The organism is Massilia sp. 01N417 (assembly GCF_056399645.1).
The window spans coordinates 86,671-111,251 of record NZ_JBFTRS010000014.1 but is presented as its reverse complement, the minus strand read 5'-3'; the positions used below and the strand labels follow the sequence as shown (position 1 = coordinate 111,251).

The window sequence follows — 24,581 nt, the reverse complement described above, 5'->3', positions numbered from 1 at the left end:
AATTCGGGGTCAGAAATTCGGGGTCAGAGCACTTTTTCGATCAAGTGCCTGACCTCACTTTCGGCCGCCCGCGCACGCCGATGCCGCCGGGACGGCCGATTTTCCTGGCAATCTCATCGACAAAATCCGGCGCCCCGAGCACCGCGTTGGCCTTGCCGGCATGCCGGATCCGGGCCAGCAGATGTTCAGGCATCGCTTCCCTGAACAGGTCGCGGTAGGCGGCGCGCCGTTCTCCTTCATGCATGCCGAGACCCGTGTAGATCAGGTGCGGCGTGACAAGGTCGTCTTCCACGCCGAGCGCATTGGCCCGATAGCTCGACCACCGGTAGTGCGCCGGATCGCCGGCCATGCCCGCCCGCACCGGATTCAGCTCGATATAGCGCTGGCAGACCAGCAGATAGCGCGCATCCTCGACCACGCACGAGCGGAACCTGCCTTCCCACAGGGTGCCGGTGCGCGCATGCCGCCGGTTGAAATACTGGACATAGTGCTGGCCGAGGCGCCGCATGAGCACGCTCGGTCCCGTCTTGCTTCCCGATGACAGCAACAGGTGCACGTGATTGGTCATCAGGACGTAGGCATGCACCTGGCATGCGGACTCGGAGGCGTATTGCCGGGCAAGGGTGAGATAGACGAGGTAATCGGCCTCGCAACCGAAGCAGGGAGTGCGATTATTCCCGCGCTGGATGATGTGGAGCGGTACCGCGGGCAGTACCAGGCGTGGTCGGCGTGCCATGGGATCGTGGATGCATGAGAAGGCATGACCATATCGAAGCGGGACGGGTGGGGAATGGATGCATCTCAATTGCGCGCGGGTCCTTGCCGCAAAAAGTGCTCTGACCCCGAATTTGACCCTTGCGTGTTTTTCTATACACTCTGTTTCTTTATAAGAATGGAGAGCCCAACGATGCGCCTGAAACCTCTGCAGTCCGCCCTGTTCGCCCTGATGGCCGGCGGCGCCATGGCCGCGGCTTGTGCCGATACCGTGATCGACAATGCCAACGGCTATACGCTCAATGCCAAAGGGGATGTCATCCAGTTCGCATCGATGGCCTTCGACGACAACGGCAAGATCATCGCGGTCGGCAGCGCGGGCGAGGTGGCGGCCAAGGCGCCGAATGCGAAGCATGTGGACCTGCAGGGGCGCACCGTGCTGCCCGGCCTGATCGATGCCCACGGCCACGTGTTCGGCCTGGGCGCGATGCTGACCCAGCTCGACCTGTCGGCCTCGACCTCGCTGGACGGCGCGCTGCAATCCATCGCCGACTATGCGCGCGCCAATCCGCAGCAGGCCTGGGTGCGCGGGCGCGGCTGGAACCAGGAGATCTGGAAGCTGGGCCGTTTCCCGACCGCGAAGGAACTCGACGGCGCAGTCAGCGACCGTCCCGTGTGGCTGGAGCGCGTCGACGGCCACGCGGGCTGGGCCAACAGCCGCGTGCTGGCGCTGGCCGGCATCACGAATGCCACGCCGGACCCGGTCGGCGGCAAGATCGTACGCGACGAGAAGGGTGTCGCCACCGGCGTGCTGGTCGACGCCGCCCAGGCCCTGGTGACGAAAGTCCTGCCGCAGGAGACCGAGCAGGAAGGCCGCATCATGCTCGACCGCGCCCTCGAGAACATGGCCAGCGTTGGTTTGACCAGCGTGCACGACGCCGGCATCACGGTCGGCGAGGACAGGCTCTACCGCGACTACGCCGACCACGGCAAGCTGACCGCCCGCATCTACGCCATGATCGGCGGCACCGGCCCGGATTTTGACCAGTTGGCAAAAAATGGCCCGCTCCCCAGCTATGGCAAGGACATGTACGCGCTGGCCGCGGTCAAGCTGTATGCCGACGGCGCGCTGGGCAGCCGCGGCGCGGCCCTGCTGGCGCCCTACAGCGACGATCCGCATTCGCACGGCCTGCTGTTCCACACGAACAAGGAAATCGACGCGATGATCACCAAGGCCATCAAGAAGGGCTACCAGGTGAACGTGCACGCGATCGGCGATGCCGGCAACAAGCAGATCCTCGACACCTTCGCGAAGGAGATCCCGGCGAACAAAGCACTCGACAAGCGCCACCGCATCGAGCACGCCCAGGTCGTGACCCCGAGCGACATCCCGCGCTTCAAGAGCATCGGCATCATCCCGTCGATGCAGCCGACCCACGCGACCTCGGACAAGAACATGGCCGAGACCCGCATCGGCGCCGAGCGCATGAAGGGCGCCTATGCCTGGCGCAGTTTCCTGCAGCAGGGTTCGCGCATCGCCTGCGGATCCGACTTCCCGGTCGAGGCGCCGAATCCCTTCTTCGGCATCCACGCCGCCGTCACCCGCCAGGACAAGCACGGCCAGCCGATCGCCGGCTGGTATCCGGAGCAGGAGATGTCGCTGAAGGAAGCCTTCCGCTGCTTCACGCTGGACGCGGCCTACGCCGGCCACCAGGAAAAGACCCTGGGCTCGCTCGAAGCCGGCAAGTACGCCGACTTCATCGTGATCGACCGCGACCTGTTCAAGATTTCGCCTTACGACATCTACAAGATCGGCGTGATGGAAACCTGGGTCGCCGGCCGCCAGGTCTACCAGAAGAAGTAAGAAAGAGGGGGCTTGACTAGGTTGTATAGACAACTTAGACTTTCTTGACATTTCCAGGAGCCTGCCATGACCAACGCTTCGCCGATGCAAGACCCCCGATTCGATCCAAGATTTGACCCTTCGCGCGACATCCGCGCCCCGCGCGGCAGCCAGCTCTCCTGCAAGAGCTGGCTGACCGAAGCGGCTTACCGCATGTTGCAGAACAACCTGGATGCCGAGGTGGCGGAGAACCCGCAGCACCTCGTCGTCTATGGCGGCATCGGCCGCGCCGCGCGCGACTGGGCCTGCTACGACCAGATCCTCGCCTCGCTGCGCGAACTCGAGGACGACCAGACCCTCCTCATCCAGTCCGGCAAGCCGGTCGGCGTGTTCCAGACCCATGCCGACGCGCCGCGCGTCCTGCTCGCGAACTCCAACCTGGTGCCGAAATGGGCCAACTGGGAGCATTTCAACGAGCTCGATCGCAAGGGCCTGTTCATGTACGGCCAGATGACGGCCGGCAGCTGGATCTATATCGGCACCCAGGGCATCGTGCAGGGCACCTACGAGACCTTTGCCGAAGCCGGCCGCCAGCACTTCGGCGGCGACATGGCGGGACGCTGGGTCCTGACCGCGGGCCTGGGCGGCATGGGCGGCGCGCAGCCGCTGGCCGCCACCTTCGCCGGCGCGGTCTCGCTGACGGTGGAGTGCCAGCAGAGCAGCATCGACTTCCGCCTGCGCACCCGCTACCTGGACAAGCAGGCGTTCAGCATCGACGAAGCGCTGCAGATGATCCGCGAGCACAAGGACAGGAAGGAAGCCGTCTCGATCGGCCTGCTCGGCAACGCCGCCGACGTGCTGCCGGAGCTGGTGCGCCGCGCAAGGGAAACCGGCCTGGTGCCCGACCTGGTCACCGACCAGACCTCGGCCCACGACCTGATCAACGGCTACCTGCCGCGCGGCTGGACCGTCGAGCAGTGGAAGGCCGCCCAGCAGGATCCGAACCAGCACGCCCGACTGAAGAAGGCGGCAGCGGAATCCGCAGCCGCCCACGTGCTGGCCATCCTCGATTTCCAGGCGATGGGCGCCAAGGCCGTCGACTACGGCAACAACATCCGCCAGGTCGCCTTCGACGAAGGCGTCAAGAATGCCTTCGACTTCCCCGGCTTCGTGCCGGCCTATATCCGCCCGCAATTCTGCGAAGGCCGCGGCCCCTTCCGCTGGGTGGCCCTGTCCGGCGACCCGGAAGACATCTACAAGACGGATGCCAAGATCAAGGAGCTGTTCCCGCAGCACGCCCGGGTGCACCGCTGGCTCGACATGGCGCGCGAACGCATCGCCTTCCAGGGCCTGCCGGCGCGCATCTGCTGGCTGGGCCTCGGCGAACGCCACGTCGCCGGCCTGGCCTTCAACGAGATGGTGCGCAAGGGCGAGCTGAAGGCGCCGATCGTGATCGGCCGCGACCACCTCGACACCGGTTCCGTCGCCAGCCCGAACCGCGAAACGGAAGCCATGCGCGACGGCACCGACGCCGTCTCCGACTGGCCGCTGCTGAACGCCATGCTGAACACGGCCGGCGGCGCGACCTGGGTCTCGCTGCACCACGGCGGCGGGGTCGGCATGGGATACTCGCAGCATTCCGGCGTGGTGATCGTGGCCGACGGCACCGAAGCCGCCGACAAGCGCCTGGCGCGCGTGCTGGTGAACGATTGCGCCTCCGGCGTGATGCGCCATGCCGACGCCGGCTACGAGCTCGCGATCGAAGCCGCCAAGCGCTTCGGCCTCAAACTCCCAATGATCAAATAAGCAGCACATGAGCACCATGAAACCAGCATCGAACCACCTGACCCTGCAGCCCGGCTCCCTCACCCTGGGCGACCTGCGCGCCGTCTGGCAATCCGCCGGCAGCCTGTCGCTGGCTAGGGGCGCCTACGCCGCCATCGAAGCCTCGGCCGCCACCGTCCAGGCCATCGTCGCCAAGGGCGATCCGGCCTACGGCATCAACACCGGCTTCGGCATCCTGGCCAAGCGCCACATCCCGCAAGCCCAGCTCGAGCAGCTGCAGCAGAACCTGATCCTGTCGCACGCGGTCGGCACCGGCGAACTGCTGGCGGACCACATCGTGCGCCTGATCATGCTGACCAAGATCGGCAGCCTGGCGCGCGGCTTCTCCGGCGTGCGCCCGCTGATCGTCGATACCCTGATCGCCCTGTACAACGCCGGCATCATGCCCGCCATCCCGTGCCAGGGCTCGGTCGGCGCATCCGGCGACCTGGCGCCGCTGGCCCACATGACCCTGGCGATGCTGGGCGTCGGCCAGGTGCGCATGAAAGGCGAGATCATGGATGCCAGCGCGGCCCTGCAAGCGGCCGGCATCGCGCCGGTGACGCTGGCGGCGAAGGAGGGCCTGGCCCTGATCAACGGCACCCAGGTCTCGACCGCGCTGGCCCTGCACGGCCTGTTCATGTCCGAGCGCCTGCTGGAAGCGGCAATGGTGAGCGGCGCGCTGTCGCTGGACGCCGCCCGCGGCAGCGATGCGCCCTTCGACCCGCGCGTGCACGCGGTGCGCGGCCAGCCGGGCCAGATCGCGGCGGCGAAGATTTATCGGGAACTGGTGGCCGGCAGCGCGATCCGCGCTTCCCACCTGGTCGGCGACGAGCGCGTGCAGGATCCCTACAGCCTGCGCTGCCAGCCGCAGGTGATGGGCGCGGTGATGGACCTGATCGCCCAGGCCGGCCGCACCTTGCTGATCGAAGCGAATGCCGTCACCGACAACCCACTGATCTTCCCGGATGCCGGCGACACCGGTGCGGGCATGATCGTTTCCGGTGGTAATTTCCACGCGGAACCAGTCGCCTTCGCGGCCGACACCCTGGCCCTGGCCATCGCCGAGATCGGCGCCCTGGCCGAGCGCCGCATCGCGCTGCTGATCGATTCCACGCTGTCCGGCCTGCCGCCTTTCCTGGTCAAGGAACCGGGCGTGAATTCCGGCTTCATGATCGCCCACGTGACCGCCGCCGCCCTGGCGTCGGAGAACAAGTCGCTGGCGCATCCGGCCAGCGTCGACAGCCTGCCGACCTCGGCCAACCAGGAAGACCACGTCAGCATGGCCACCTTCGCGGCGCGCCGTCTTGACCAGATGGCGCACAATACGGGTGTCATCGTCGGGATCGAACTGCTGGCCGCGGCGCAGGGCATCGAATTCCACCGTCCGCTGACGAGTTCGGGCCACCTCGAGCACGTGCACGCCCAGTTGCGCAAGCGGGTGGCGGCCTTCGACGAAGACCGCTTCTTCGCGCCCGACATCGAGGCGGCGAAGCGCATGGTGATGGAGGGCGAACTGTCCTCGCAGTGCCGCGAATTGTTCACCGCGCTGCATCCTTAAGCGACAAGGAGGGGTAATGGATTTCAGGTTCAAGGCGGGCAGCCTGCCGCTGCTGGTATCGATGCCCCACGTGGGCACCGACATTCCCGACGACGTGGTAGCAAGCCTGACGCCTTGCGCGGCGGCGCGCGCCGACACCGACTGGCACCTGACGGAGCTGTATGGCTTCGCGCAGGAGATGGGGGCGTCGGTGCTGTCGGCGCGCTGGTCGCGCTACCTGATCGACCTGAACCGCCCGCCGGAAAACACCAACCTCTACCCGGGCCAGGACACCACCGGCCTGTGCCCGGTCGACACCTTCGGACGCGAGCGCCTGTACCGCGAAGGCATGGAGCCCGACGAGGCCGAAGTGCGGCGCCGCCTGGAGCAGTACTGGCGGCCCTACCACAATCAGCTGCGCGCGGAACTCGACCGCCTGCTGGCCGAGCATGGCAGGGTGGTGCTGTGGGACGCGCACTCGATTGCGTCGCAAGTGCCGCGCTTCTTCGAGGGCCGCCTGCCGGACCTGAACTTCGGCACCGCAGACGGCAAGTCCTGCTCGCGGCAGCTGGAAGGCGCGATGATCAAGCTGGTGGACAGCCAGGACCGCTTTTCCTTCGTCTTCAACGGCCGCTTCAAGGGCGGCCACATCACGCGCTTCTACGGCAACCCGGCCGCCGGCGTGCATGCGATCCAGCTCGAGATGGCGCAGTGCCTGTACATGAACGAGAGCGCGCCCTTCGACTACCGTCCCGACCTGGCCGGCCAGATCCAGCCGCTGCTGCGCGAGCTGCTCGGCGCGGCCGTGGAGTGGGTGCGAACGTGAGCGCGAACCAGCTGTTTGCGCGCCACGCGCTGCTGCCCGGCGGCTGGCAGGAAGACGTCCTGCTGGAATGGGACGATGCCGGCAGCCTGACGTCGGTGCGGCCCGGGGCGGAATGCAGCGCCCAAGCGGTCGATTACGTCCTGCCGGGGATGGTCAACCTGCACTCCCATGCCTTCCAGCGCGCCATGGCGGGACTGGCCGAACAGGCGGGCGATACCCGGGACAGCTTCTGGACCTGGCGCGAACTGATGTACCGCTTTGCCGGCCGCATCACGCCGGAACAGATGGAGGCGGTGGCCGCCCAGCTGCACGCCGAGTGCCTGCGCCATGGCTACACCTCGATCTGCGAATTCCACTACGTGCAGCGCGACCCGAACGGCGAGCTGTATGCGAATCCGGCCGAGACCGCGCTGCGCATCGCCCAGGCCGCGCGCCGCTCCGGCATCGGCCTGACCATGCTGCCCGTGATGTACAGCTACGCCGGCTTCGGCGAGCAGCCCTTGAAACCCGGACAGCGGCGCTTCCGCACCGATCCGGAACTGGTGCTGCGCATCGTCGAGGCCCTGGAAAAAGAGCGCGGCCCGCAGATCGAAGTCGGCGCGGCCCCGCACTCGCTGCGCGCCGCCTCCGCCGGCCAGCTGCGCGCGCTGGTGGCGGGCATGCCGGCCGGACGGCCGCTGCACATCCACATCGCCGAGCAGCAGCTCGAGGTCGAACAGTGCATGGAGGCGCTGGGTGCGCGTCCGGTCGACTACCTGATGAACCAGGTCGAGGTCGACGCGCGCTGGTGCCTGGTCCACGCAACCCATTTGTCGGACCGCGAGACGGCCGCGCTGGCCGCCAGCGGCGCCGTGGCCGGCCTGTGCCCGACCACCGAGGGCAACCTCGGCGACGGCCTGTTCCCGCTAACGCCCTATATCGCCGCCGGCGGCGTGTTCGGCATCGGCAGCGACAGCCATGTGTCCCAGAGTCCGGTCGAAGAACTGCGCTGGCTCGAATACGGCCAGCGCCTGGTGCGCCAGCAGCGCAACGTGGCCGTCGACGGCGCCTGCCGCGACGTCGGCAGCTTCCTGTGGCAGCAGGCCCTGCGCGGCGGCGCCCGCGCGGCCGGGCGCGCCGTGGGCAGCCTGGAGGCGGGACGGCGCGCCGACCTGCTGGTGCTGGACAGCGCCCATCCGAACCTCGACGGCGTGGATGCCGGCGAGGTGCTGGGGCGCTTCCTGTTCTGCGGTAACGACAACCTGGTGCGCGACGTGCTGGCCGGCGGCCAATGGGTGGTACGCGACGGCCGCCACGTCGACCAGGACGCAATCGCGCGCAATTACACGCAGGCCGTGCGCGCCCTGCGCGAAAGGAGTCAGTCATGACGATGCTCATCCCCTATGCCGGCCTGAGCCCGGTGCCCTGGAAGAACGGCGGCGGCAGCACGACGCAGATCGCGGTCTTCCCGCCGGACGCCGGCTTCGAGGACTTCGACTGGCGCGTCAGCCTGGCCACGATCGCCGAGGATGGCGCCTTCTCCGAGTTCCCCGGTGTCGAGCGCACCCTGGCCCTGGTCGACGGTCACGGCATGACGCTCGAGATCGACGAGCGGCCGGTGCTGCTGACCAGGGCCGACCCGGTGGCCGCCTTCGACGGCGAATCGCGCGTGGTCGCCAAGCTGAATCGCGGACCGAGCACCGACTTCAATGTGATGACCCGCATCGAGCGCTGCTACCACCGCTTCGGCCGGCGCGAGCTGAGCGGCGAGTCGCGCTTCATCGCGCGCGCACCGGTCACCGTGCTGTTCCTGGCCGAGGGCGACAGCCTCGAACTGTGCAGCGACCACCAGCGCATCAACATGGTGCGCTACGACGCCGTGCTGCTCGACCAGGGCACGACCTGGACCCTGCAGGCGGGGCAGGGCGTGATCTTCATCGCCGACATCCATTACTACGACGGCGAGGAAGAGCTCGAGGAAGGCGATGGCCACTATGAGTGAGCGCGCCGACATGCTGTTCGTCGGCGCGCGCCTGGCCACGATGGCCGGCGGCTACGGCATCGTCGACGACGGCGCGGTGGCGGTGCGCGACGGCCGCATCGCCTGGGTGGGACCGCGCAGTGAAGCCCCGGCGGCAGACCGCGAGCACGATTGCGGTGGCCTCTGGCTCACGCCCGGCCTGGTCGACTGCCACACCCACATCGTCCACGCCGGCAACCGCAGCGACGAGTGGGAAGCGCGCCTGAACGGCGCCAGCTACGAAGACATCGCGCGCCAGGGCGGCGGCATCATGTCGACCGTGCGCGCAACCCGCGCCGCCAGCGAAGTCGATCTGCTGCGCCAGAGCGCAGCGCGCATCGAGGCCCTGCTGGCCGAGGGCGTGACCACGCTCGAGATCAAGTCCGGCTATGGGCTCGACCTGGCATCCGAAGCGAAGATGCTGCGCGCGGCGCGCCGGGTCGGCGCCGTCCTGCCGGTGGACGTGGCCACCACCTTCCTCGGCGCGCATGCGCTGCCGCCGGAATTCGCCGGCCGCGCCGACGACTACATCGACGAGATCTGCGAGCGCATGCTGCCGGCGCTGGCGGAGGAGGGCCTGGTCGATGCCGTCGACGCCTTCTGCGAACGGATCGGCTTTTCGCATGCGCAGACGGCGCGCGTGTTCGAGGCTGCGCGGCGGCTCAAGCTGCCGGTCAAGCTGCACGCCGAACAGCTGTCCGACCAGGGCGGGGCGGCACTGGTGGCGGAATACGGCGGCCTCTCGGCCGACCACCTGGAACACCTGTCGGCGCAAGGCGCGGCGGCGATGGCGCGCGCCGGCACGGTGGCGGTGCTGCTGCCCGGTGCCTACTACTTCCTGCGCGAGACCGTGATGCCGCCGCTGGCCCTGCTGCGCGAAGCGGGCGTGCCGCTGGCGGTGGCGACCGACTGCAATCCGGGCACCTCGCCCATGACCTCGCTGCTGCTGGCGATGAACATGGCCTGCACCCTATGGCGCATGACGCCGCTGGAAGCCCTGCTGGGCGTGACCGCCAACGCGGCGCGCGCGCTGGGCCGCGGCGACATCGGGACGCTCGAGCCGGGCAAGCGCGCCGACTTCGCGCTGTGGGACATCGCCCGCCCGGCCGACCTGGCCTATGCCATCGGCGCGAATCCCTGCCGGGCCGTGGTGAATGCCGGCGTGCCGCGCGAGCCGCGGGTAAGCCTGGCGAGGTAATCGCGGCTATCATGGCGTGACCGGCGGCTGATCCGCCGGCTTCACGACATGGAGGCGTATGCGCAGGTTTGCCTTGCTGGTGCTGGTGTGGATGGTCTGCTGTGCGGCGTCGGCGGCGCAGCCGGCCGACCGCGTATTGAAGGTCGGCTCCAAGCGCTTCACCGAGTCCTATATCCTGGGCGAGATCCTGGCGCAGACGGCCGCGCCAATCACGCGCGTCGAGCATCGCCAGGGCCTGGGCAATACCGCCATCGTCCTGAATGCGCTGCGCACCGGCGCCATCGACGTGTATCCGGAATACCTCGGCACGATCGACCTCGAAATCCTCAAGAATCCCAAACCGACTTCGCTGGAAGCCATGCGCGACGCCCTGCGCCCGCTTGGCCTGGGCGTGGGTGTGCCGCTGGGCTTCTCGAACGGCTATGCGCTGGCCACGCGCGGCGACGCCGGCATCACGACCTTGTCCGCACTGGCATCGAAGCCGGCGTTCAAGCTGGGGCTGTCGCACGAATTCCTGGGCCGGGCCGACGGCTGGCCGGGGCTGGCCGGCTACTACGGGCTGCCGCAGCAGCCGCGCGGGATCGACCACGGCATCGCCTACGAAGCCCTGAAGCAGCGCCAGGTCGACGTCATCGACATCTATTCGACGGACGCCAAGATCCGCCAGTACGGCCTGCGCGTGCTGGACGACGACAAGCATTACTTTCCGCGCTACGACGCGGTGCTGCTGTACCGGCTCGACCTGCCGCAGCGCTTTCCCCAGGCCTGGCGCGCCTTGCAGGGCCTGGAAGGGAAAATCGGCGGCGATGCGATGATCGCGATGAATGCCGAGGCCGAACTGGAAGGCAAGCCGTTCGCGGCGATCGCAGGCGGCTGGCTGGCCCGTGAAAACGGCCGGCCGCTGGCATCTGCCAGGGCGCCGGCCCCGCGCGACGGCCTGCTGGCCAAGACCTTCGGCAACGGCTTTGCGCAACTGGCGCGCCAGCACCTGATGCTGGTGCTGGCCGCGGTGCTGCTGGGCTGTGCGGCCGGGATACCGCTGGGCGTGCTGGCGGCGCTGGCCCCGCGCCTGCGCCAGCCGGTGCTGGCGGTGGCGGGGACCTTGCAGACCGTGCCTTCGCTGGCCCTGCTGGCCATCCTGATCCCGCTGCTGGGGCGCATCGGCACGGTGCCGGCGCTGGTGGCCCTGTGCGCCTACGCCCTGCTGCCCATCGTGCGCAATACCTGTACCGGCCTGCTGCAGGTACCCAGTGGCCTGCGCAACGCCGCGCTGGCGCTGGGCCTGACGCGCCGCCAGGCGCTGCTGAAGGTCGAGCTGCCGCTGGCGGCGCCGGTGATCCTGGCCGGCGTGAAGACCGCCGCCGTGATGAGCGTGGGGACGGCGACCATCGCCGCCTTCATCGGCGCCGGCGGCTTCGGCGAACGCATCACCACCGGGCTGGCGCTGAACGACAACGACATGCTGCTGGCGGGCGCGATTCCGGCCGCGCTGCTGGCCCTGCTGACGCAGGCCGGATTCGAGCTGGCCGAGCGCCTGCTGGCGCGCCGGCGCCTATAAGGATTGTAGTTTGGAACGTGTAGCGGAAATCGCGCGGTGCAGGAAGCGCTCGGCGTGGAAGTCGTTCTCGCGCTGCGCCGCGATGATGTGCAGGCTGCGCGTGTAGTTGTCGAGCCGGGACCGCAGCCAGGCCCGGTAGATGATCCGCGTGATCGGTTTGACGCTCAGTTTCATGTCCGTGTCCTCGTCTGGAGGCCACATTGTCATGCAGCGCGGCTTATTGCATTTGTGATCACTCAATCGGGCGCGGCAGTGTTCCGTCAACCGGCATCAAGGCGTATTTAAGCCTCAGTTAAGCTAGATTAACAGCGCGTTACGGGCGTAAGCATTTGTAAGCGACCATTCCGCTCGGGCTGTCCGGGGCGTATATTGAAACCGTTGGATTCAAGTCTCCCCTCCCATCTAATTGGGTTCACCCACGGCGCCATCACTGGCCCCGTGGGTTTTTTCTATGCCTGATCAGGGCTGCGCCAGCGCCGTCAGCGGCTCGCCGGTCACGCGGCAGATGCGCCAGTCGGGCAGGATCTCGGCGCCCATGGACTTGTAGAAATTGATTGCCGGAGTGTTCCAGTCCAGCACCGACCATTCGAAACGGCCGCACCCGCGTTCGACGGCGATGCGCGCCAGGTGCTTGAGCATGCGGCTGCCGTAGCCGTGGCCGCGGTGGGCCTGGCGCACGTACAGGTCTTCCAGGTACAGGCCCTTCTTGGTGAGGAAGGTCGAGAAGTTATGGAAGAAGAGGGCGAAGGTCACCACTTCGCCATCGGCCTCGCCGATGATCGCTTCGCAGGACGGTTTCGTGCCGAACAGGCCTTCGTGCAGCAGGGCTTCGGTCGCCACCACCATGTGCTCGAGTTTCTCGAACACGGCAAGTTCGACGATCATCGACATGATGTGGGGTACGTCGGCCGGGGTGGCGGGGCGGATGGCAAAAGTGGACTGTTGAGCGGTCATGGTGTTTCGAGGGGTGCGTCGAGCGCATCGTTGAGGTTGACGGAAGCTGCCTTGCGTTTAGGCGTGTACAGGGCCCAGGCGACGCTGCCCAGGCAGACTGCCATGCCCAGCCATTCGATGGGGCCGGGACGGTAGTGTTCGAGCTTGATCGACATGAGCACCGACAGCACCGGCGTGATCACGCCGATGTAGACGGTCTTGGCCGAGCCGATACGGTTGATCAGCGTGAAGTAGCAGATGAAGGCCACCACCGAGCCGAAGATGGCCAGGTGCAGCAGGCCGAGCACGTAAGGCGTCGTGTGCGGCAGGATGAATTGCTGGCCGCTGGCCACGCACCACAGCGCGACCATGCAGGTACCCCAGAACATCGACCAGCCGGTGGTCAGGATCAGGTTGCTCGACTGTTCGCGCACCTTGCCGACCACGATGCTGCCGGCCGCGCTGGCGATCGACGCGCAGATGCCGAGCCCCAGGCCGAGCAGGAAATGGCCCTGGCCGCCCTGGTGCAAGTCGTGCAGGGCGCCCTGGATCGAGTGCCAGAACAGCAGGGTGACGCCGGCGATCGCACCGACCCCGGCAGTCCAGGTCTTGCGCGGGATCGCCGTGCCGAACACGAAGCGCGACAGCAGCGGCGTCCAGAACACCATCAGTGCGAACAGCACCGCCACCAGGGCCGAGACCACGTACTGTTCGGAGTTGTAAGTGCATACATACGAGAGGCCGAAGGTCAGGAAACCTTGCAGCAAGGTCCACTTTTGCGTGCGCCAGGGCAACCAGAGCTTGTCGCCGCGCGCCAGGCACCAGGCGAACAGCGCCCCCGACGCTAACGCGAACCGGTAGACGACCGAGACGGCGGGCGGGATTTCTCCCAGCTGCAGGGTGATGGCCCAGAAAGTGGAACCCCAGATCAGGGAAGCGATGGTGAACAGGACGTAGGAAGGCATCCGGAAAGTATACGTGCTTTCCGGAGTTCATTGTGGCGCCAGCTGGGTTTGCTCGTCGAATTCGTCGTCAGTGCGTCACGCGGGTCGTATAACCGTTGCTCAGCAGACGCACCCGTTCCCCAGGGCGGAACATTTCATCGGCCGGCTGGGTGATGGCGCGCAACTCTCCGCTGTCGAGGCGGACCGTGATCTCGAAGCCGGCGCGGTTGCCGGCATTGCGCTCGACCTGCTGGCCGACCAGGCCGCCGGCCACGGCGCCGATGATGCCGGTCGCGATCGAGCCCTTGCCGCCGCCGATCTGGGAGCCGCCCAGCCCGCCCAGCGCGGCGCCGGACATGGTGCCGACCCCGGATTCCGGGCTGGCGATGGTGACGTTGCGGATCGACTCGACGGTGCCCATGCGGATCACCTGTTCGTTCATGGTCTGGTAGCTGTTGTACACGCTGCCCGACTCGGGCGGTGTGGCGCAGCCGGCCAGCAGGCCGGCGCCGGCCAGGGCGACGGAAAGGGGAATGGCGGCGGATTTCATGATGGGCTCCTCATGCGGCGCTGCGGCTGCAGCGACCGGTCCAGCCTACTCTTTTAATACGCCAGATTCAAACGCCGATACAGGAAGCCCAGCACGAACAGCGGCCCGATGAGCAGGAAGCGCAGGTCGTCGAAGAAGGAAGGCTTCTTGCCTTCGATCTTGTGGCCGATGAACTGGCCGATCCAGGCGACCACGAAGATCGCGATCGACAGCGGCAGCACCGTCATCGGCGGCATCAGGGCCAGCACGCCCAGCATCATGGCGCTCATCAGCAGCATGCCGAAGGCGAAGGGACGCGACAGTTTGAAGTAATACACCAGCGAGGCCAGGCAGGCCGCCACCGCGACGGCCGGGTGGATGCTCCACAGGATGCCCAGCAGCGTGAACACGATCACCGGCACGCACACGAAATGGATCAGCTCATTGGTCGGGTTGCGGTGGCTGTCGCTGTACTGCTCCAGCAGGGTGTCGATGGTGCGCGGCTGCATCGGTGTCTCCTCGTCATGTGACTTGTCATGTTGCCGATTCTAGCGCCGCATTTTAGGCTGTGGCCTCTATTGACACCGGCGCCGGCGCCGCCTGCGGCCGCGGCACCGCGCGCAAGTGCATGTACGGGTGGTTCGCGAACAGGTCCGACACCCATTCGACGAAGACCCGCACCTTGGCCGACAGGTGGCGGTTCTGCGGATAGACGATGTGCACCGGCAGCGGCTCGCTGGTCCAGTCGGGCAGCAGCTGGACCATGCGCCCGGCGGCCACGTGCTGGGTCACCAGGTAATCCGTCATCTGGATCACGCCCAGGCCGGCCAGGCCCGCCTGCACGTAGGCGTTCGAATCGTTCAGCGCGATCACGCCGCGCATCGGGATGTCGATGCGTTCCTCGCCGCGCCGGAAATCCCAGTCATAGGTCTTGCCGGTCTTGGCCGAGAAATAGTTCACGCAGCGGTGGCGCTCGAGGTCGAGCGGGTGCCGGGGCATGCCGTAACGTTCCAGGTAGGCGGGCGAGGCGGCGGTCAGGAAGTTGATGATGCCGACCCGGCGCGCGATCAGCCTGTCGTCGCCCAGCTCGCCGCCGCGGATCGCGCAGTCGACGCCTTCCTCGATCAGGTCGACCGGGCGGTCGGTGCTGCCCAGTTCCATCATGATGTCCGGATAGCGCTCGAAAAAGCCGGGCAGGGCGGGGATCAGGATCTCGCTGGCCAGGCCGGTGGGCACGTCCACGCGCAGGCGTCCGCTGGGCGACAGCCGCGTGCGCGACAACGATTCCTCGGCATCGCGCACGTCGGACAGGATGCGCACGCAGCGTTCGTAATAGGCGGCGCCATCGGTGGTCACGGTCACCAGGCGCGTGGTCCGGTGCAGCAGCTTGGCCGACAGCGAGGCTTCCAGCGATTGCACCAGGGTCGACACGGTGGCCTTGGGCATTTGCAGCGTTTCGGCCGCGCGCGTGAAGCTGCCGGCGTCCACCACCTGCACGAAGACTTCCATGGCTTGCAGCTTGTTGTTCATTTCGATTGTTCAGGGATCTGAATAATGGATTCGGGTTTGCGGTATTTATCAGATTCTAGTTCATGTCTATAGTGTCGGCACGGTCACTGATAAATGTGCCACTTAACGAAGGGAAGCAGGTCATGAAACGCGATGGAATCTTTGCAAGTCTGGCGCTCGCGCTCAGCGTGACGCTGATGGCGGGACTGGTCGGCACGGACGTCTACGCGAACGCCGCCGCGGGCGAAGCCGCCGGTTACCAGGCCCTGTTCCATTCGATGTCCGCCAACAAGGTGCAAGAAGGAACACAGCCATGAATGCCGCGGTTCTGAACAATGAGCAGCTCGACCATCACGAACTGGTGGTGCGCGAACTCGAGCTCGCCGGCTTCGAAGGCCCGCTGGCGGGCCGCCTGTACCGCGCGGCGGTGGACGGCAAGCGCGACATCCTGATCGTGTTCTTCCATGGCGGCGGTTTCGTCGAGGGCGACCTGGACGAGTCGGACAGCTTCCTGCGCCGTCTCGCAGACGCGAGCGGTTATCCGGTGGTGCTGTCCTCGACCTATACGCTGGCGCCGGTCAAACCCTTCCCGGCGGCCGCCGAGGATGCGCATGCGATCGTCAACTGGGCCAAGAAGAACAAGACCAAGCTCGGCTGGACCGGCAAGCGCCTGATCGTGGCCGGCATCGAGGCCGGCGGCAACCTGGCGGCGGTGGCGGCGATGATGTCGCGCGACCGCGGCGGCCCGCTTCTCGCCGGCCAGATCCTGATCATGCCGATGCTCGATCCCGGCCTGTCGACCTGCTCGATGCGCGAGATGCCGACCTGCCCCGACAAGGCCCGGGTGTTCGACGAATGCGCCGCCGCCTACCGCGGCTACCTGCCGCACGCGGCCGACCGCGGCCACCCTTATGCGTCGCCGCTGCAGTCGAGCCGCCTGAAGAACCTGGCGCCGGCACTGATCCTGTCGGCCGACGACGACCCGCTGCGCGACGAGGCCGAAGCCTATGGCGCCAAGCTGATCAACGCAGGCGTGAGGACCACGGTGCGGCGCATGGCGCCGGCCCGCATCGAGGAGCCGAACGCCCGCAACGAATGTGCGTGTACGGGCCATGCCCTGCACGAAATCGCCAACTTCATCGCCGGGCTCGAATCCGACAACGCACCGCCCGGCAAATGACCTGATCTGTCACGGATCGCCCGGCTGGAACGTCTAGCCGGTAACGCTTGACCGCACCCAAAACCACAACAACGTGCCTGTCCGCAGGCACGGGAGACCTGTCTTTTCCTGCGTTTCTGTCCGCATCCCGCATGCGAGACCGGAAGGGACCGCTTTCGCCTAATTATTAATAAGTCATCAAGATCGGAGGGCTCACTCATGAAAGCAATTCATCAATTACGTAGCGCGGTACGACCCGTCGTCCTGGCACTCGGCGCCGCCGGCGTCGCTGTCCTGATCGCCGGCTGCTCGGATGCGACCGGCAAGGCGGCCGAAGCCCAGACCCAGGCACAAGCCGGTCCGCCGGTGTCCGCCGCCGTCGTGGTCGAGAAGCCGGTCGCCGACACCCAGGAATTCTCGGGCCGCCTGGAAGCCGTCGAACACGTCGAGATCCGTCCGCGCGTGTCCGGCTTCATCACCGCCGTCAACTTCAAGCCCGGCGCCGTGGTCAAGAAGGGTGATGTGCTGTTCGTGATCGACCCGCGTCCCTTCCAGGCCGAAGCCGAACGCGCCGACGCCGCCGCCAGGTCGGCGCGCGCCAAGGCCGAGCTGGCGAAGCTGGAACTGACCCGCGCCGAGCGCCTGCTGGGCGACAAGGCCATCGCCCAGCGCGAATACGACGCCAGCGCGTCCGCGCAGAAGGAACTGGAAGCGAATGCGCGCGCCGCGCAGGCCCAGTACGAAACCGCGAAGCTGAACCTGAACTATACCCGCGTGGTCGCGCCGATCGACGGCCGCGTGTCGAAGGCCGAGATCACCCTCGGCAACCTGGTCGACGCTTCCAGCGTGCTGACTTCGGTGGTCTCGACCGACCGCATCTACGCCAGCTTCGACGGCGACGAAGACACCTATCTGCGCGTACGTTCGCAGGCCCACAGCGGCCAGCCGGTCACGGTGCGCGTCGGCCTGGCCAACGAGGAAGGCTTCCCGCACGAGGGCAAGCTGGAATTCGTCGACAACCAGCTCGACACCCGCGCCGGCAGCGTGCGCATGCGCGCCACCTTCGCCAACAAGGACGACGTGATGGCGCCCGGCCTGTTCGCCCGCGTGCAGATCGGCGGCGGCAGCGAGAAGCCGGCCCTCCTGATCAGCGACCGCGCGGTCGGCACCGACCAGAGCCACAAGTTCGTGTTCGTGGTCGACAAGGACGGCAAGGCCGAGTACCGCGAAGTGAAACTGGGCCCGGTGGTCGAGGGCCTGCGCGTGGTGAAGGCTGGCCTGAAGCCGGGCGAAAAAATCGTCGTCAACGGCCTGCAGCGCGTGCGTCCGGGTTCGCCGATCACTGCGCAGACCGTGCCGATGGTCGCCACCACCAGCGTGGGCAAGGACAAGTCCGCGCAGCTGGCCATGGCGGATGCAAAATAAGGAATCAATAACATGAACATCTCACGCTTTTTCGTCGACAAGCCGATCTTCGCGGCGGTGTTGTCGGTCATCGTCTTCGTGGCCGGCCTCATCTCGATCTTCCAGCTGCCGATCTCCGAATATCCGGAAGTGGTGCCGCCGTCCGTGGTGGTGCGCGCCCAGTATCCGGGCGCGAACCCGAAGGTGATCGCGGAAACCGTCGCCACCCCGATCGAACAGGAGATCAACGGCGTCGAGGACATGCTCTACATGACCTCGCAGAACACCTCGGACGGCGCGCTGCAGCTGACCGTGACCTTCAAGATCGGCACCAACGTCGAGCAGGCCGAGACGGCCGTGCAGAACCGCGTCCAGCGCGCGCTGCCGCGCCTGCCGGAAGAGGTGCGCCAGATCGGCGTCACCACCGTCAAGAGCTCGCCCAACATCACGATGGTGGTCCACCTGAATTCGCCGGACGGCCGTTACGACGACCTCTACCTGCGTAACTATGCGACCCTGAACGTCAAGGACCAGCTGGCCCGCATCAAGGGCATGGGCGACGTCCAGCTCTTCGGTTCGGGCGACTACGCGATGCGCGTCTGGCTCGACCCGCAGAAGGTCGCGGCCAGAGGCCTGACCGCCGGCGACGTCGTGGGCGCGATCCGCGAGCAGAACGTGCAGGTCGCCGCCGGCGTGGTCGGCCAGGGCCCGTCGAAGGGCGCCGACTTCCAGCTGACCGTGAACACCCAGGGCCGCCTGCAGTCGGAAGAGGAGTTCGGCAATATCGTCGTCAAGACCAGCCAGGATGGCGCCACCACCCTGCTGAAGGACGTCGCGCGCCTGGAAATGGGCTCGAACTCCTACGCCCTGCGCTCGCTGCTCGACAACAAGTCGGCGGTGGCGATCCCGATCTTCCAGTCCCCGACCGCCAACGCGCTGCAGCTGTCGACGGACGTGCGCAACAAGATGGAAGAACTGTCGAAGGACTTCCCGCAGGGTATGACCTACAGCATCGTCTACGACCCGACCCAGTTTGTGCGCGAGTCGATCGACTCGGTCGTCCACACCCTGATCGAAGCGGTGGTGCTGGTGGCTCTGGTCGTGATCGTGTTCCTGCAGACCTGGCGCGCGTCCGTCATCCCGCTGCTGGCGGTGCCGGTGTCGGTGGTCGGTACCTTTGCCGTGATGCTGGCCTTCGGCTTCTCGATCAATACGCTGTCGCTGTTCGGGCTGGTGCTGGCGATCGGTATCGTGGTCGACGATGCGATCGTGGTGGTGGAGAACGTCGAGCGGAATATCGAGAACGGCCTGAATCCGCATGACGCCACCGTGCAGGCGATGAAAGAGGTGTCCGGTCCGATCATTGCGATCGCCCTGGTGCTGTGCGCCGTGTTCGTGCCGATCGCCTTCGTGTCCGGCCTGACCGGCCAGTTCTACCGCCAGTTCGCCCTGACCATCGCGATTTCGACCGTGATCTCGGCCTTCCTGTCGCTGACCCTGGCCCCGGCTTTGTCCGCGGTGCTGCTGCAGCCGCACGGCGCCAAGAAGGATGCGCTGACGCGCGGCATGGACCTGGTGTTCGGCCGCTTCTTCCGTGGCTTCAACCGCTTCTTCCACCGCTCCTCGCACGCCTATGAAGGCGGCGTGAAGGGTGTCCTGAAGCGCAAGAGCGCCTCCCTGGGCGTGTATGCACTGTTGGCCATCGCCGGTATTTTCATGTTCAAGGCGGTGCCGCCGGGCTTCGTGCCGGCGCAGGACAAGGCTTACCTGATCGGTTTCGCCCAGCTGCCGGACGCCGCCTCGCTGGACCGCACCGACGCCGTGATCCGCAAGATGTCGGATGTGGCCAAGCAGATTCCCGGCGTGGAATCCTCGGTTGCCTTCCCTGGCCTGTCGATCAACGGCTTCACGAATGCGCCGAACGCCGGCATCGTGTTCACCACCCTGAAGCCCTTCGATGAGCGCAAGGGCAAGGCGCAGAGCGCCGAAGCCATCGCGGCCGAGATCAACAAGCGCATGGGTGCCATCGAGGATGCCTTCGTGATGGTCCTGCCGCCGCCGCCGGTGAACGGCCTGGGCACCACGGGCGGCTTCAAGATGATGATCGAAGACCGCGGCAACCTCGGCTACGATGAGCTGAACAAGGCGGTGCAGGCCTTCATGGCCAAGGCCGCGGCCGACAAGCGCCTGGCCGGTGTGTTCTCGGGTTACCAGATCAACGTGCCGCAGCTGTTCGCCGACGTCGACCGCGTGAAAGCCAAGCAGCTGGGCGTGTCGCTGGCCGAGATCAACCAGACCTTGCAGATCAACCTCGGCTCGCTGTACGTGAACGACTTCAACCAGTTCGGCCGCACCTACCAGGTGCGCGTGCAGGCCGATGCGCCCTTCCGTTCGCAGCGCGAGCAGATCGCGCAGCTGAAGGTCCGCTCGGGCACCGGCGAGATGATTCCGCTGTCCTCGATCATGAAGATCAAGGACACCTACGGCCCGGACCGCGTCCAGCGCTACAACAACTACGTCGCCGCCGAAATGAACGGCGGCCCGGCCCCGGGCGTGTCCTCGGGCCAGGCCCAGGCCGCGATGGAAGAGATCGCACGTGAAGTGCTGCCGAAGGGGATCGCGTATGAGTGGACCGACCTGACCTACCAGGACATCCTGGCCGGTAACACCATGATCTACGTGTTCCCGCTGTGCGTGCTGCTGGTGTTCCTGGTGCTGGCCGCGCAGTACGAAAGCTGGACCTTGCCGCTGGCAGTCATTTTGATCGTGCCGATGTCGATCCTGTGCGCGCTGATCGGCGTGAAGCTGACCGGTGGCGACAACAATGTGTTCACCCAGATCGCCCTGTTCGTGCTGGTCGGCCTGGCGTCGAAGAACGCGATCCTGATCGTCGAGTTCGCGGTCGAGCTGGAACACCACGGCCGCAGCATCGTCGCCGCCGCGCTGGAGGCCTGCCGCCTGCGCCTGCGTCCGATCCTGATGACCTCGATCGCTTTCATCATGGGCGTGGTGCCGCTGGTGTTCTCGCACGGCGCCGGCGCCGAGATGCGCCATGCAATGGGTGTGGCGGTGTTCGCCGGCATGCTGGGCGTGACCTTCTTCGGCCTGTTCCTGACGCCGGTGTTCTACGTCCTGCTGCGCACCCTGGCGGCGCGCTTCGGCAAGCCCTCGCATCGCCTCGAGCATATCGAGCCGCACGCCCCCGAACTCGAAGGAGCAATGAAATGAGTGTCATGACCATCAATCCGGTTTCCCCGACGCCTCAGGCCGAACAGGCCTGGAAGGCGGATAGAGACGCGGCCCTCGACGAAGCCCTGGCGCGGCCGAAGGGCCGCTCGGTGGCGCAGCCGGTGGTGAAGACCGTCGCCAAGTTCGCGCCGCGCTTCGCCACCGTGCTGGCGGCCCTGCTGCTGAGCGCCTGCGCGGCCCCTGCCTTCCACCAGCCTGCCGTGTCGACCCCGGCGGCGTTCAAGGAATCGCAAGTGGCTACGCCTTCGGCATCGCCCGAGGTGGTGCGCAGCGCCGCCGACGGCACCACCTGGAAGACCGCGCAGCCGGCGGAAAGCCAGCCGCGCGGCGAATGGTGGAAGGCCTTCAATGACGCCAGGCTCGACGGCCTGATCGCCCAGGCCACGGCCAGCAACCAGAACCTGTCGGTGGCGGCGGCGCGCGTGAAGCAGGCGAGGGCCATCGCCGGCATCGCCGAAGCCGACCGCATTCCGCAGATCGGCGTGGGCGTCGGCGCCCAGCGCGGGCAGCAGTCGCCGCTGGAAGCCGGCCTGGCGCCGGGCACCCGCATGTCGCCGGCGACCAGCTACAAGGCGAACCTGAGCGCCAGCTACGAGGTCGACCTGTTCGGCCGCGTGTCCAGCAATGTGGCGGCGGCACGCGGCGATGCGGGTGCCGTCGAGGCGACCTATCGCTCGGTGCTGCTGTCGCTGCAGGCCGACGTCGCCCAGACTTACTTCCGGCTGCGCGCCCTGGACGCGGAAATCGCGACCGTGAACCAGACCGTGCGCCTGCGCGAAGAAAGCGTGCGCGTGACCGGCCGCCGCTTCGAACTGGGAGATATCGGCGAATTCGACCTGTCGCGGGCGAAGACGGAACTGTCGACCGCACGCGCCGAGGCGATCGGCCTGCAGCGCCGGCGCGCCACCGCGGAACACGCATTGGCGGTGCTGCTGGGCCAGCCGGCCTCGAACTTCGGCGCCGCCAGCGACCCGCTGGAAGCGAACGCCAGCCTGCCGCTGATCCCGGCCGGCCTGCCCTCGAGCCTGCTGGAGCGCCGCCCCGACATCGCCAGCGCCCAGCGCACGATGGAAGCGGCTAACGCCCGCATCGGCGTGGCCAGGAGCGCGATGTTCCCGGCGCTGAGCATCGGCGCCGACGGCGGTGGCGTGGCCGGTACCTTTGCCGACGTCTTCAAGTGGAGCAGCCGTTCCTGGCTGCTGGGCGCGGCGCTGTCGATGCCGCTGATCGACGGCGGCCGTAACCGCAGCAACGTGGTGCGCAGCGAGGCCGCGCTGGAAGAGGCGGTGGGCGCCTACCGCCAGAGCGTGCTGGTGGCCTTTGCCGAAGTCGAGGACAACCTGGCCGGCCTGCGCGTGCTGGCGGGGCAGGGCGCCGAAGTCGACGCGGCCGTGGTGTCGGCACGCCGCTCGGCCGACCTGGCGCAGAAACTCTACGACGCCGGCCGCTCGAGCTATCTGGAGCTGCTGGATGCGCAGCGCAACCTGGCGTCCGTGGAGCGCACCGCCGTGCAACTGCGCGGCGACCGGGCGGTCACCACGGTGGCGCTGATCCGGGCGCTGGGCGGCGGCTGGGATGCTGCGCCGGCTCCGGCGCCGGCAGCCAACGTGGCGCTGGCCAGCAAATGATGTGAGGTGAGGGGGGTGTTTTGGGATGCCCTTTGCGGCGGTACGTACGAGCGTGCCGCCGTTTTTTTGTTTTTCTCGCCGACGGTGCTTGCGCCGCTGTCCTGACTCGCCCGCTACAATTCGGGCATGCCGAACTTCGACCCGGAACCCACCTCCCTCCTGACCGGCCTCGCCCCCGTCATCGCGTCCGATACGCGCATCCTGATCCTGGGCAGCTTCCCCGGCGCCGCCTCATTGGCCGCCCAGCAGTACTACGCCCACCCGCGCAACCAGTTCTGGAAACTGGTCGGCGCCCTGGTCGATGAAGACCTCTACAGCCTCCCCTACGACGAACGCCTGCCGCGCCTGCTGGCCCACCGCTTCGGCCTGTGGGACGTGCTGGCCGCCTGCGAGCGCGAAGGCAGTCTCGATTCCGCGATCCGCAAGCCGGCCGCCAACGATTTCGACCGGCTGCGGCATCTGTGTCCGGCGCTGGAAACGGTGGGCTTCAACGGCCAGGCATCCGGTAAATTCGCGCCGCAGTTCGAACAGGCCGGCTATCGCACCGTGGTGCTGCCGTCGTCGTCGCCGGCGCACATGGCGATGAGCTTCGAGCAGAAGCTGGCCGTGTGGCGCAGGCTGGTCGACGCCAGCCTGGATGTGGGCGCCACCGCCCAGCTGTTCTGAGGTATTTGTGCGGTGCAAAAGGAACCGTGCTACACTACGTTATCGGTCAGGTCTTGATGGTCCTGCCGTTCCCCGCGAAAGGCACGCGGCGCAATATGTGTAATGCTGCGCGCGAGCAAGCCGGATGGGGATGTCATTCCACATACGTTGGTCGGTTTACACGATGGGTGCACCTGGCAGATAGCCTGGGCGTCCGGGCTCCGCACCTTGCAGATAGCAGGGGCTGGAGCGGCGATTAAGGCATTGGCGTTACATTGAAACGAAGCCCGCAGTGAGCGGGCTTTTTTTTCACCATCCTACCGAACTGGAGTATGCAGATGGCAAAAGAAGAACTGATCGAAATGAATGGCGTTGTCTCGGAAGTTTTGCCCGACTCGCGTTTTCGTGTGGATTGCGAAAATGGCCACAAGCTGATCGCCTACACTGCGGGCAAGATGAAGAAAAACCACATCCGTATCCTGGCCGGCGACCAGGTCAGCCTGGAACTGTCGCCGTATGACCTCAGCAAGGGCCGCATCACCTTCCGCCATATCGAGAAGCGCGGCGCACCGGCAGCCCGGTCGAGTTTCCGCGGCCGCCGCTGATAGCACGGCAAACGTAAAAAGGGCGCCAGCCCTTTTTTTTCGGGACAACGTCCCCATATCGCTTCCATCCCCCAATCTCCATACGGCTCGACACTGCAGCCGGAGCCGCTTTTCCCGACTTCGACCCTGTCAACCGCCCCAGGCGCTGCGTCAGCATTGCCTGGGATTGGGCATTGGCGTTAACAAGCTGCATAGTCAAAGGACACGAGATGAAAGAAGAGCTGATCGAAATGAATGGCAAGGTGACTGAAGTGCTGCCGGAAATGCGCTTCCGCGTGGACCTCGACAATGGTCACCAGCTGGTGGCGTACACCTCCGGCAGGATGAAGAAGAACCACATCCGCATCATCGCCGGCGACCGCGTCACGCTGGAGATGTCGCCGTATGACCTCAACAAGGGACGGATCACTTTCCGTCACCTCGAGAAGCACGGCATGCCGAAGCCGCCGCCGCGTCCGCGCCGGCACTGATCGG

General features: G+C 66.7%; 23 protein-coding genes. 16 read left to right on the top strand and 7 right to left on the bottom strand.

Features of this window, described 5'->3' with window-relative positions; genetic code table 11:
* Positions 1 to 40 precede the first annotated feature (40 nt).
* Positions 41 to 736 carry a transposase gene (locus AC1DOQ_RS16150; protein WP_477366154.1) on the bottom strand — a complete coding sequence of 232 codons (696 nt, stop codon included), beginning with the start codon at positions 734 to 736 and terminating at the stop codon, positions 41 to 43.
* A 171-nt stretch (positions 737 to 907) separates the two neighbouring features.
* On the opposite strand from AC1DOQ_RS16150, the gene AC1DOQ_RS16145 reads away from it, so the two are divergent.
* The 8 genes from AC1DOQ_RS16145 (at position 908) to AC1DOQ_RS16110 (ending at position 11,502) form a co-directional block, all read left to right on the top strand.
* Entirely contained in the window at positions 908 to 2,578 is a 1,671-nt protein-coding gene (locus tag AC1DOQ_RS16145; protein ID WP_477366151.1) for an amidohydrolase, read from the top strand.
* Positions 2,579 to 2,644: 66 nt separating this feature from the next.
* The gene (hutU, locus tag AC1DOQ_RS16140; RefSeq protein ID WP_477366148.1) at positions 2,645 to 4,363 is read left to right on the top strand and encodes a urocanate hydratase; all 1,719 of its coding nucleotides are present in this window, start codon (positions 2,645 to 2,647) and stop codon (positions 4,361 to 4,363) included.
* Positions 4,364 to 4,379: 16 nt separating this feature from the next.
* Positions 4,380 to 5,942, top strand: a complete 1,563-nt coding sequence (gene hutH / locus AC1DOQ_RS16135) for a histidine ammonia-lyase (RefSeq protein ID WP_477366146.1) — start codon at positions 4,380 to 4,382, stop codon at positions 5,940 to 5,942.
* A gap of 16 nt (positions 5,943 to 5,958) precedes the next feature.
* On the top strand, positions 5,959 to 6,747 hold the full coding sequence (gene hutG / locus AC1DOQ_RS16130; protein ID WP_477366143.1) for an N-formylglutamate deformylase: 789 nt from the start codon (positions 5,959 to 5,961) through the stop codon (positions 6,745 to 6,747).
* On the top strand, positions 6,744 to 8,114 hold the full coding sequence (locus AC1DOQ_RS16125) for a formimidoylglutamate deiminase (protein ID WP_477366140.1): 1,371 nt from the start codon (positions 6,744 to 6,746) through the stop codon (positions 8,112 to 8,114). Before hutG ends, AC1DOQ_RS16125 begins: the two co-directional genes overlap by 4 nt.
* Positions 8,111 to 8,728 carry a HutD/Ves family protein gene (locus tag AC1DOQ_RS16120; RefSeq protein WP_477366137.1) on the top strand — a complete coding sequence of 206 codons (618 nt, stop codon included), beginning with the start codon at positions 8,111 to 8,113 and terminating at the stop codon, positions 8,726 to 8,728. The genes AC1DOQ_RS16125 and AC1DOQ_RS16120 overlap by 4 nt, the downstream gene beginning before the upstream one ends.
* Positions 8,712 to 9,944, top strand: coding sequence for an imidazolonepropionase (gene hutI, locus AC1DOQ_RS16115; protein ID WP_477366134.1), 1,233 nt, complete (start codon positions 8,712 to 8,714; stop codon positions 9,942 to 9,944). The genes AC1DOQ_RS16120 and hutI overlap by 17 nt, the downstream gene beginning before the upstream one ends.
* Positions 9,945 to 10,002: 58 nt before the next feature.
* The gene (locus AC1DOQ_RS16110; RefSeq protein WP_477366131.1) at positions 10,003 to 11,502 is read left to right on the top strand and encodes a glycine betaine ABC transporter substrate-binding protein; all 1,500 of its coding nucleotides are present in this window, start codon (positions 10,003 to 10,005) and stop codon (positions 11,500 to 11,502) included.
* Here AC1DOQ_RS16110 and AC1DOQ_RS16105 read toward each other — a convergent pair.
* The 6 genes from AC1DOQ_RS16105 to AC1DOQ_RS16080 all read right to left on the bottom strand — a co-directional run bounded on the left by AC1DOQ_RS16105 (position 11,497) and on the right by AC1DOQ_RS16080 (position 15,438).
* Positions 11,497 to 11,676, bottom strand: a complete 180-nt coding sequence (locus AC1DOQ_RS16105) for a hypothetical protein (protein ID WP_477366128.1) — start codon at positions 11,674 to 11,676, stop codon at positions 11,497 to 11,499. The two genes, AC1DOQ_RS16110 and AC1DOQ_RS16105, sit on opposite strands and share 6 nt — an antisense overlap.
* Before the next feature lie 285 nt (positions 11,677 to 11,961).
* Entirely contained in the window at positions 11,962 to 12,456 is a 495-nt protein-coding gene (locus tag AC1DOQ_RS16100) for an N-acetyltransferase family protein (protein ID WP_477366125.1), read from the bottom strand.
* The gene (locus AC1DOQ_RS16095; RefSeq protein WP_477366122.1) at positions 12,453 to 13,400 is read right to left on the bottom strand and encodes a DMT family transporter; all 948 of its coding nucleotides are present in this window, start codon (positions 13,398 to 13,400) and stop codon (positions 12,453 to 12,455) included. Before AC1DOQ_RS16095 ends, AC1DOQ_RS16100 begins: the two co-directional genes overlap by 4 nt.
* 67 nt (positions 13,401 to 13,467) lie before the next feature.
* Positions 13,468 to 13,929, bottom strand: a complete 462-nt coding sequence (locus tag AC1DOQ_RS16090; protein ID WP_477366119.1) for an outer membrane lipoprotein — start codon at positions 13,927 to 13,929, stop codon at positions 13,468 to 13,470.
* Positions 13,930 to 13,982: 53 nt separating this feature from the next.
* Positions 13,983 to 14,417 carry an Mpo1 family 2-hydroxy fatty acid dioxygenase gene (locus AC1DOQ_RS16085; RefSeq protein ID WP_477366116.1) on the bottom strand — a complete coding sequence of 145 codons (435 nt, stop codon included), beginning with the start codon at positions 14,415 to 14,417 and terminating at the stop codon, positions 13,983 to 13,985.
* Between the two features lie 52 nt (positions 14,418 to 14,469).
* Positions 14,470 to 15,438: a LysR family transcriptional regulator gene (locus AC1DOQ_RS16080; RefSeq protein WP_477366113.1), complete on the bottom strand. Its 969-nt coding sequence runs from the start codon at positions 15,436 to 15,438 to the stop codon at positions 14,470 to 14,472.
* A 122-nt stretch (positions 15,439 to 15,560) separates the two neighbouring features.
* Here AC1DOQ_RS16080 and AC1DOQ_RS16075 point away from each other — a divergent pair, with 122 nt between their 5' ends.
* The 8 genes from AC1DOQ_RS16075 to infA (AC1DOQ_RS16040) all read left to right on the top strand — a co-directional run bounded on the left by AC1DOQ_RS16075 (position 15,561) and on the right by infA (AC1DOQ_RS16040) (position 24,577).
* Positions 15,561 to 15,734: a hypothetical protein gene (locus tag AC1DOQ_RS16075; RefSeq protein ID WP_477366110.1), complete on the top strand. Its 174-nt coding sequence runs from the start codon at positions 15,561 to 15,563 to the stop codon at positions 15,732 to 15,734.
* Positions 15,731 to 16,597: an alpha/beta hydrolase gene (locus AC1DOQ_RS16070; protein WP_477366107.1), complete on the top strand. Its 867-nt coding sequence runs from the start codon at positions 15,731 to 15,733 to the stop codon at positions 16,595 to 16,597. Before AC1DOQ_RS16075 ends, AC1DOQ_RS16070 begins: the two co-directional genes overlap by 4 nt.
* Positions 16,598 to 16,795: 198 nt before the next feature.
* Positions 16,796 to 18,001, top strand: coding sequence for an efflux RND transporter periplasmic adaptor subunit (locus AC1DOQ_RS16065; protein ID WP_477366104.1), 1,206 nt, complete (start codon positions 16,796 to 16,798; stop codon positions 17,999 to 18,001).
* Positions 18,002 to 18,013: 12 nt separating this feature from the next.
* On the top strand, positions 18,014 to 21,208 hold the full coding sequence (locus tag AC1DOQ_RS16060) for an efflux RND transporter permease subunit (RefSeq protein ID WP_477366101.1): 3,195 nt from the start codon (positions 18,014 to 18,016) through the stop codon (positions 21,206 to 21,208).
* On the top strand, positions 21,205 to 22,857 hold the full coding sequence (locus tag AC1DOQ_RS16055) for an efflux transporter outer membrane subunit (protein ID WP_477366098.1): 1,653 nt from the start codon (positions 21,205 to 21,207) through the stop codon (positions 22,855 to 22,857). Before AC1DOQ_RS16060 ends, AC1DOQ_RS16055 begins: the two co-directional genes overlap by 4 nt.
* Before the next feature lie 126 nt (positions 22,858 to 22,983).
* Positions 22,984 to 23,523 carry a DNA-deoxyinosine glycosylase gene (locus AC1DOQ_RS16050; RefSeq protein WP_477366095.1) on the top strand — a complete coding sequence of 180 codons (540 nt, stop codon included), beginning with the start codon at positions 22,984 to 22,986 and terminating at the stop codon, positions 23,521 to 23,523.
* A 317-nt stretch (positions 23,524 to 23,840) separates the two neighbouring features.
* The gene (gene infA, locus AC1DOQ_RS16045) at positions 23,841 to 24,107 is read left to right on the top strand and encodes a translation initiation factor IF-1 (RefSeq protein WP_441934486.1); all 267 of its coding nucleotides are present in this window, start codon (positions 23,841 to 23,843) and stop codon (positions 24,105 to 24,107) included.
* Positions 24,108 to 24,316: 209 nt separating this feature from the next.
* Entirely contained in the window at positions 24,317 to 24,577 is a 261-nt protein-coding gene (gene infA, locus AC1DOQ_RS16040; protein ID WP_477366092.1) for a translation initiation factor IF-1, read from the top strand.
* The last annotated feature ends 4 nt before the right edge of the window (positions 24,578 to 24,581 follow it).

Excerpts from the sequence above, each read along its gene's own strand:
- AC1DOQ_RS16090 (WP_477366119.1), bottom strand. The coding sequence starts at position 13,929 with ATGAAATCCGCCGCCATTCCCCTTTCCGTCGCCCTGGCCGGCGCCGGC.
- AC1DOQ_RS16110 (WP_477366131.1), top strand. The coding sequence starts at position 10,003 with ATGCGCAGGTTTGCCTTGCTGGTGCTGGTGTGGATGGTCTGCTGTGCG.
- hutG (WP_477366143.1), top strand. The coding sequence starts at position 5,959 with ATGGATTTCAGGTTCAAGGCGGGCAGCCTGCCGCTGCTGGTATCGATG.
- AC1DOQ_RS16095 (WP_477366122.1), bottom strand. The coding sequence starts at position 13,400 with ATGCCTTCCTACGTCCTGTTCACCATCGCTTCCCTGATCTGGGGTTCC.
- AC1DOQ_RS16085 (WP_477366116.1), bottom strand. The coding sequence starts at position 14,417 with ATGCAGCCGCGCACCATCGACACCCTGCTGGAGCAGTACAGCGACAGC.
- hutU (WP_477366148.1), top strand. The coding sequence starts at position 2,645 with ATGACCAACGCTTCGCCGATGCAAGACCCCCGATTCGATCCAAGATTT.
- AC1DOQ_RS16050 (WP_477366095.1), top strand. The coding sequence starts at position 22,984 with ATGCCGAACTTCGACCCGGAACCCACCTCCCTCCTGACCGGCCTCGCC.
- infA (WP_477366092.1), top strand. The coding sequence starts at position 24,317 with ATGAAAGAAGAGCTGATCGAAATGAATGGCAAGGTGACTGAAGTGCTG.
- AC1DOQ_RS16055 (WP_477366098.1), top strand. The coding sequence starts at position 21,205 with ATGAGTGTCATGACCATCAATCCGGTTTCCCCGACGCCTCAGGCCGAA.
- AC1DOQ_RS16075 (WP_477366110.1), top strand. The coding sequence starts at position 15,561 with ATGAAACGCGATGGAATCTTTGCAAGTCTGGCGCTCGCGCTCAGCGTG.
- AC1DOQ_RS16145 (WP_477366151.1), top strand. The coding sequence starts at position 908 with ATGCGCCTGAAACCTCTGCAGTCCGCCCTGTTCGCCCTGATGGCCGGC.
- infA (WP_441934486.1), top strand. The coding sequence starts at position 23,841 with ATGGCAAAAGAAGAACTGATCGAAATGAATGGCGTTGTCTCGGAAGTT.
- hutI (WP_477366134.1), top strand. The coding sequence starts at position 8,712 with ATGGCCACTATGAGTGAGCGCGCCGACATGCTGTTCGTCGGCGCGCGC.
- AC1DOQ_RS16080 (WP_477366113.1), bottom strand. The coding sequence starts at position 15,438 with ATGAACAACAAGCTGCAAGCCATGGAAGTCTTCGTGCAGGTGGTGGAC.
- AC1DOQ_RS16120 (WP_477366137.1), top strand. The coding sequence starts at position 8,111 with ATGACGATGCTCATCCCCTATGCCGGCCTGAGCCCGGTGCCCTGGAAG.
- AC1DOQ_RS16105 (WP_477366128.1), bottom strand. The coding sequence starts at position 11,676 with ATGAAACTGAGCGTCAAACCGATCACGCGGATCATCTACCGGGCCTGG.
- hutH (WP_477366146.1), top strand. The coding sequence starts at position 4,380 with ATGAAACCAGCATCGAACCACCTGACCCTGCAGCCCGGCTCCCTCACC.
- AC1DOQ_RS16060 (WP_477366101.1), top strand. The coding sequence starts at position 18,014 with ATGAACATCTCACGCTTTTTCGTCGACAAGCCGATCTTCGCGGCGGTG.
- AC1DOQ_RS16100 (WP_477366125.1), bottom strand. The coding sequence starts at position 12,456 with ATGACCGCTCAACAGTCCACTTTTGCCATCCGCCCCGCCACCCCGGCC.
- AC1DOQ_RS16065 (WP_477366104.1), top strand. The coding sequence starts at position 16,796 with ATGAAAGCAATTCATCAATTACGTAGCGCGGTACGACCCGTCGTCCTG.
- AC1DOQ_RS16150 (WP_477366154.1), bottom strand. The coding sequence starts at position 736 with ATGGCACGCCGACCACGCCTGGTACTGCCCGCGGTACCGCTCCACATC.
- AC1DOQ_RS16070 (WP_477366107.1), top strand. The coding sequence starts at position 15,731 with ATGAATGCCGCGGTTCTGAACAATGAGCAGCTCGACCATCACGAACTG.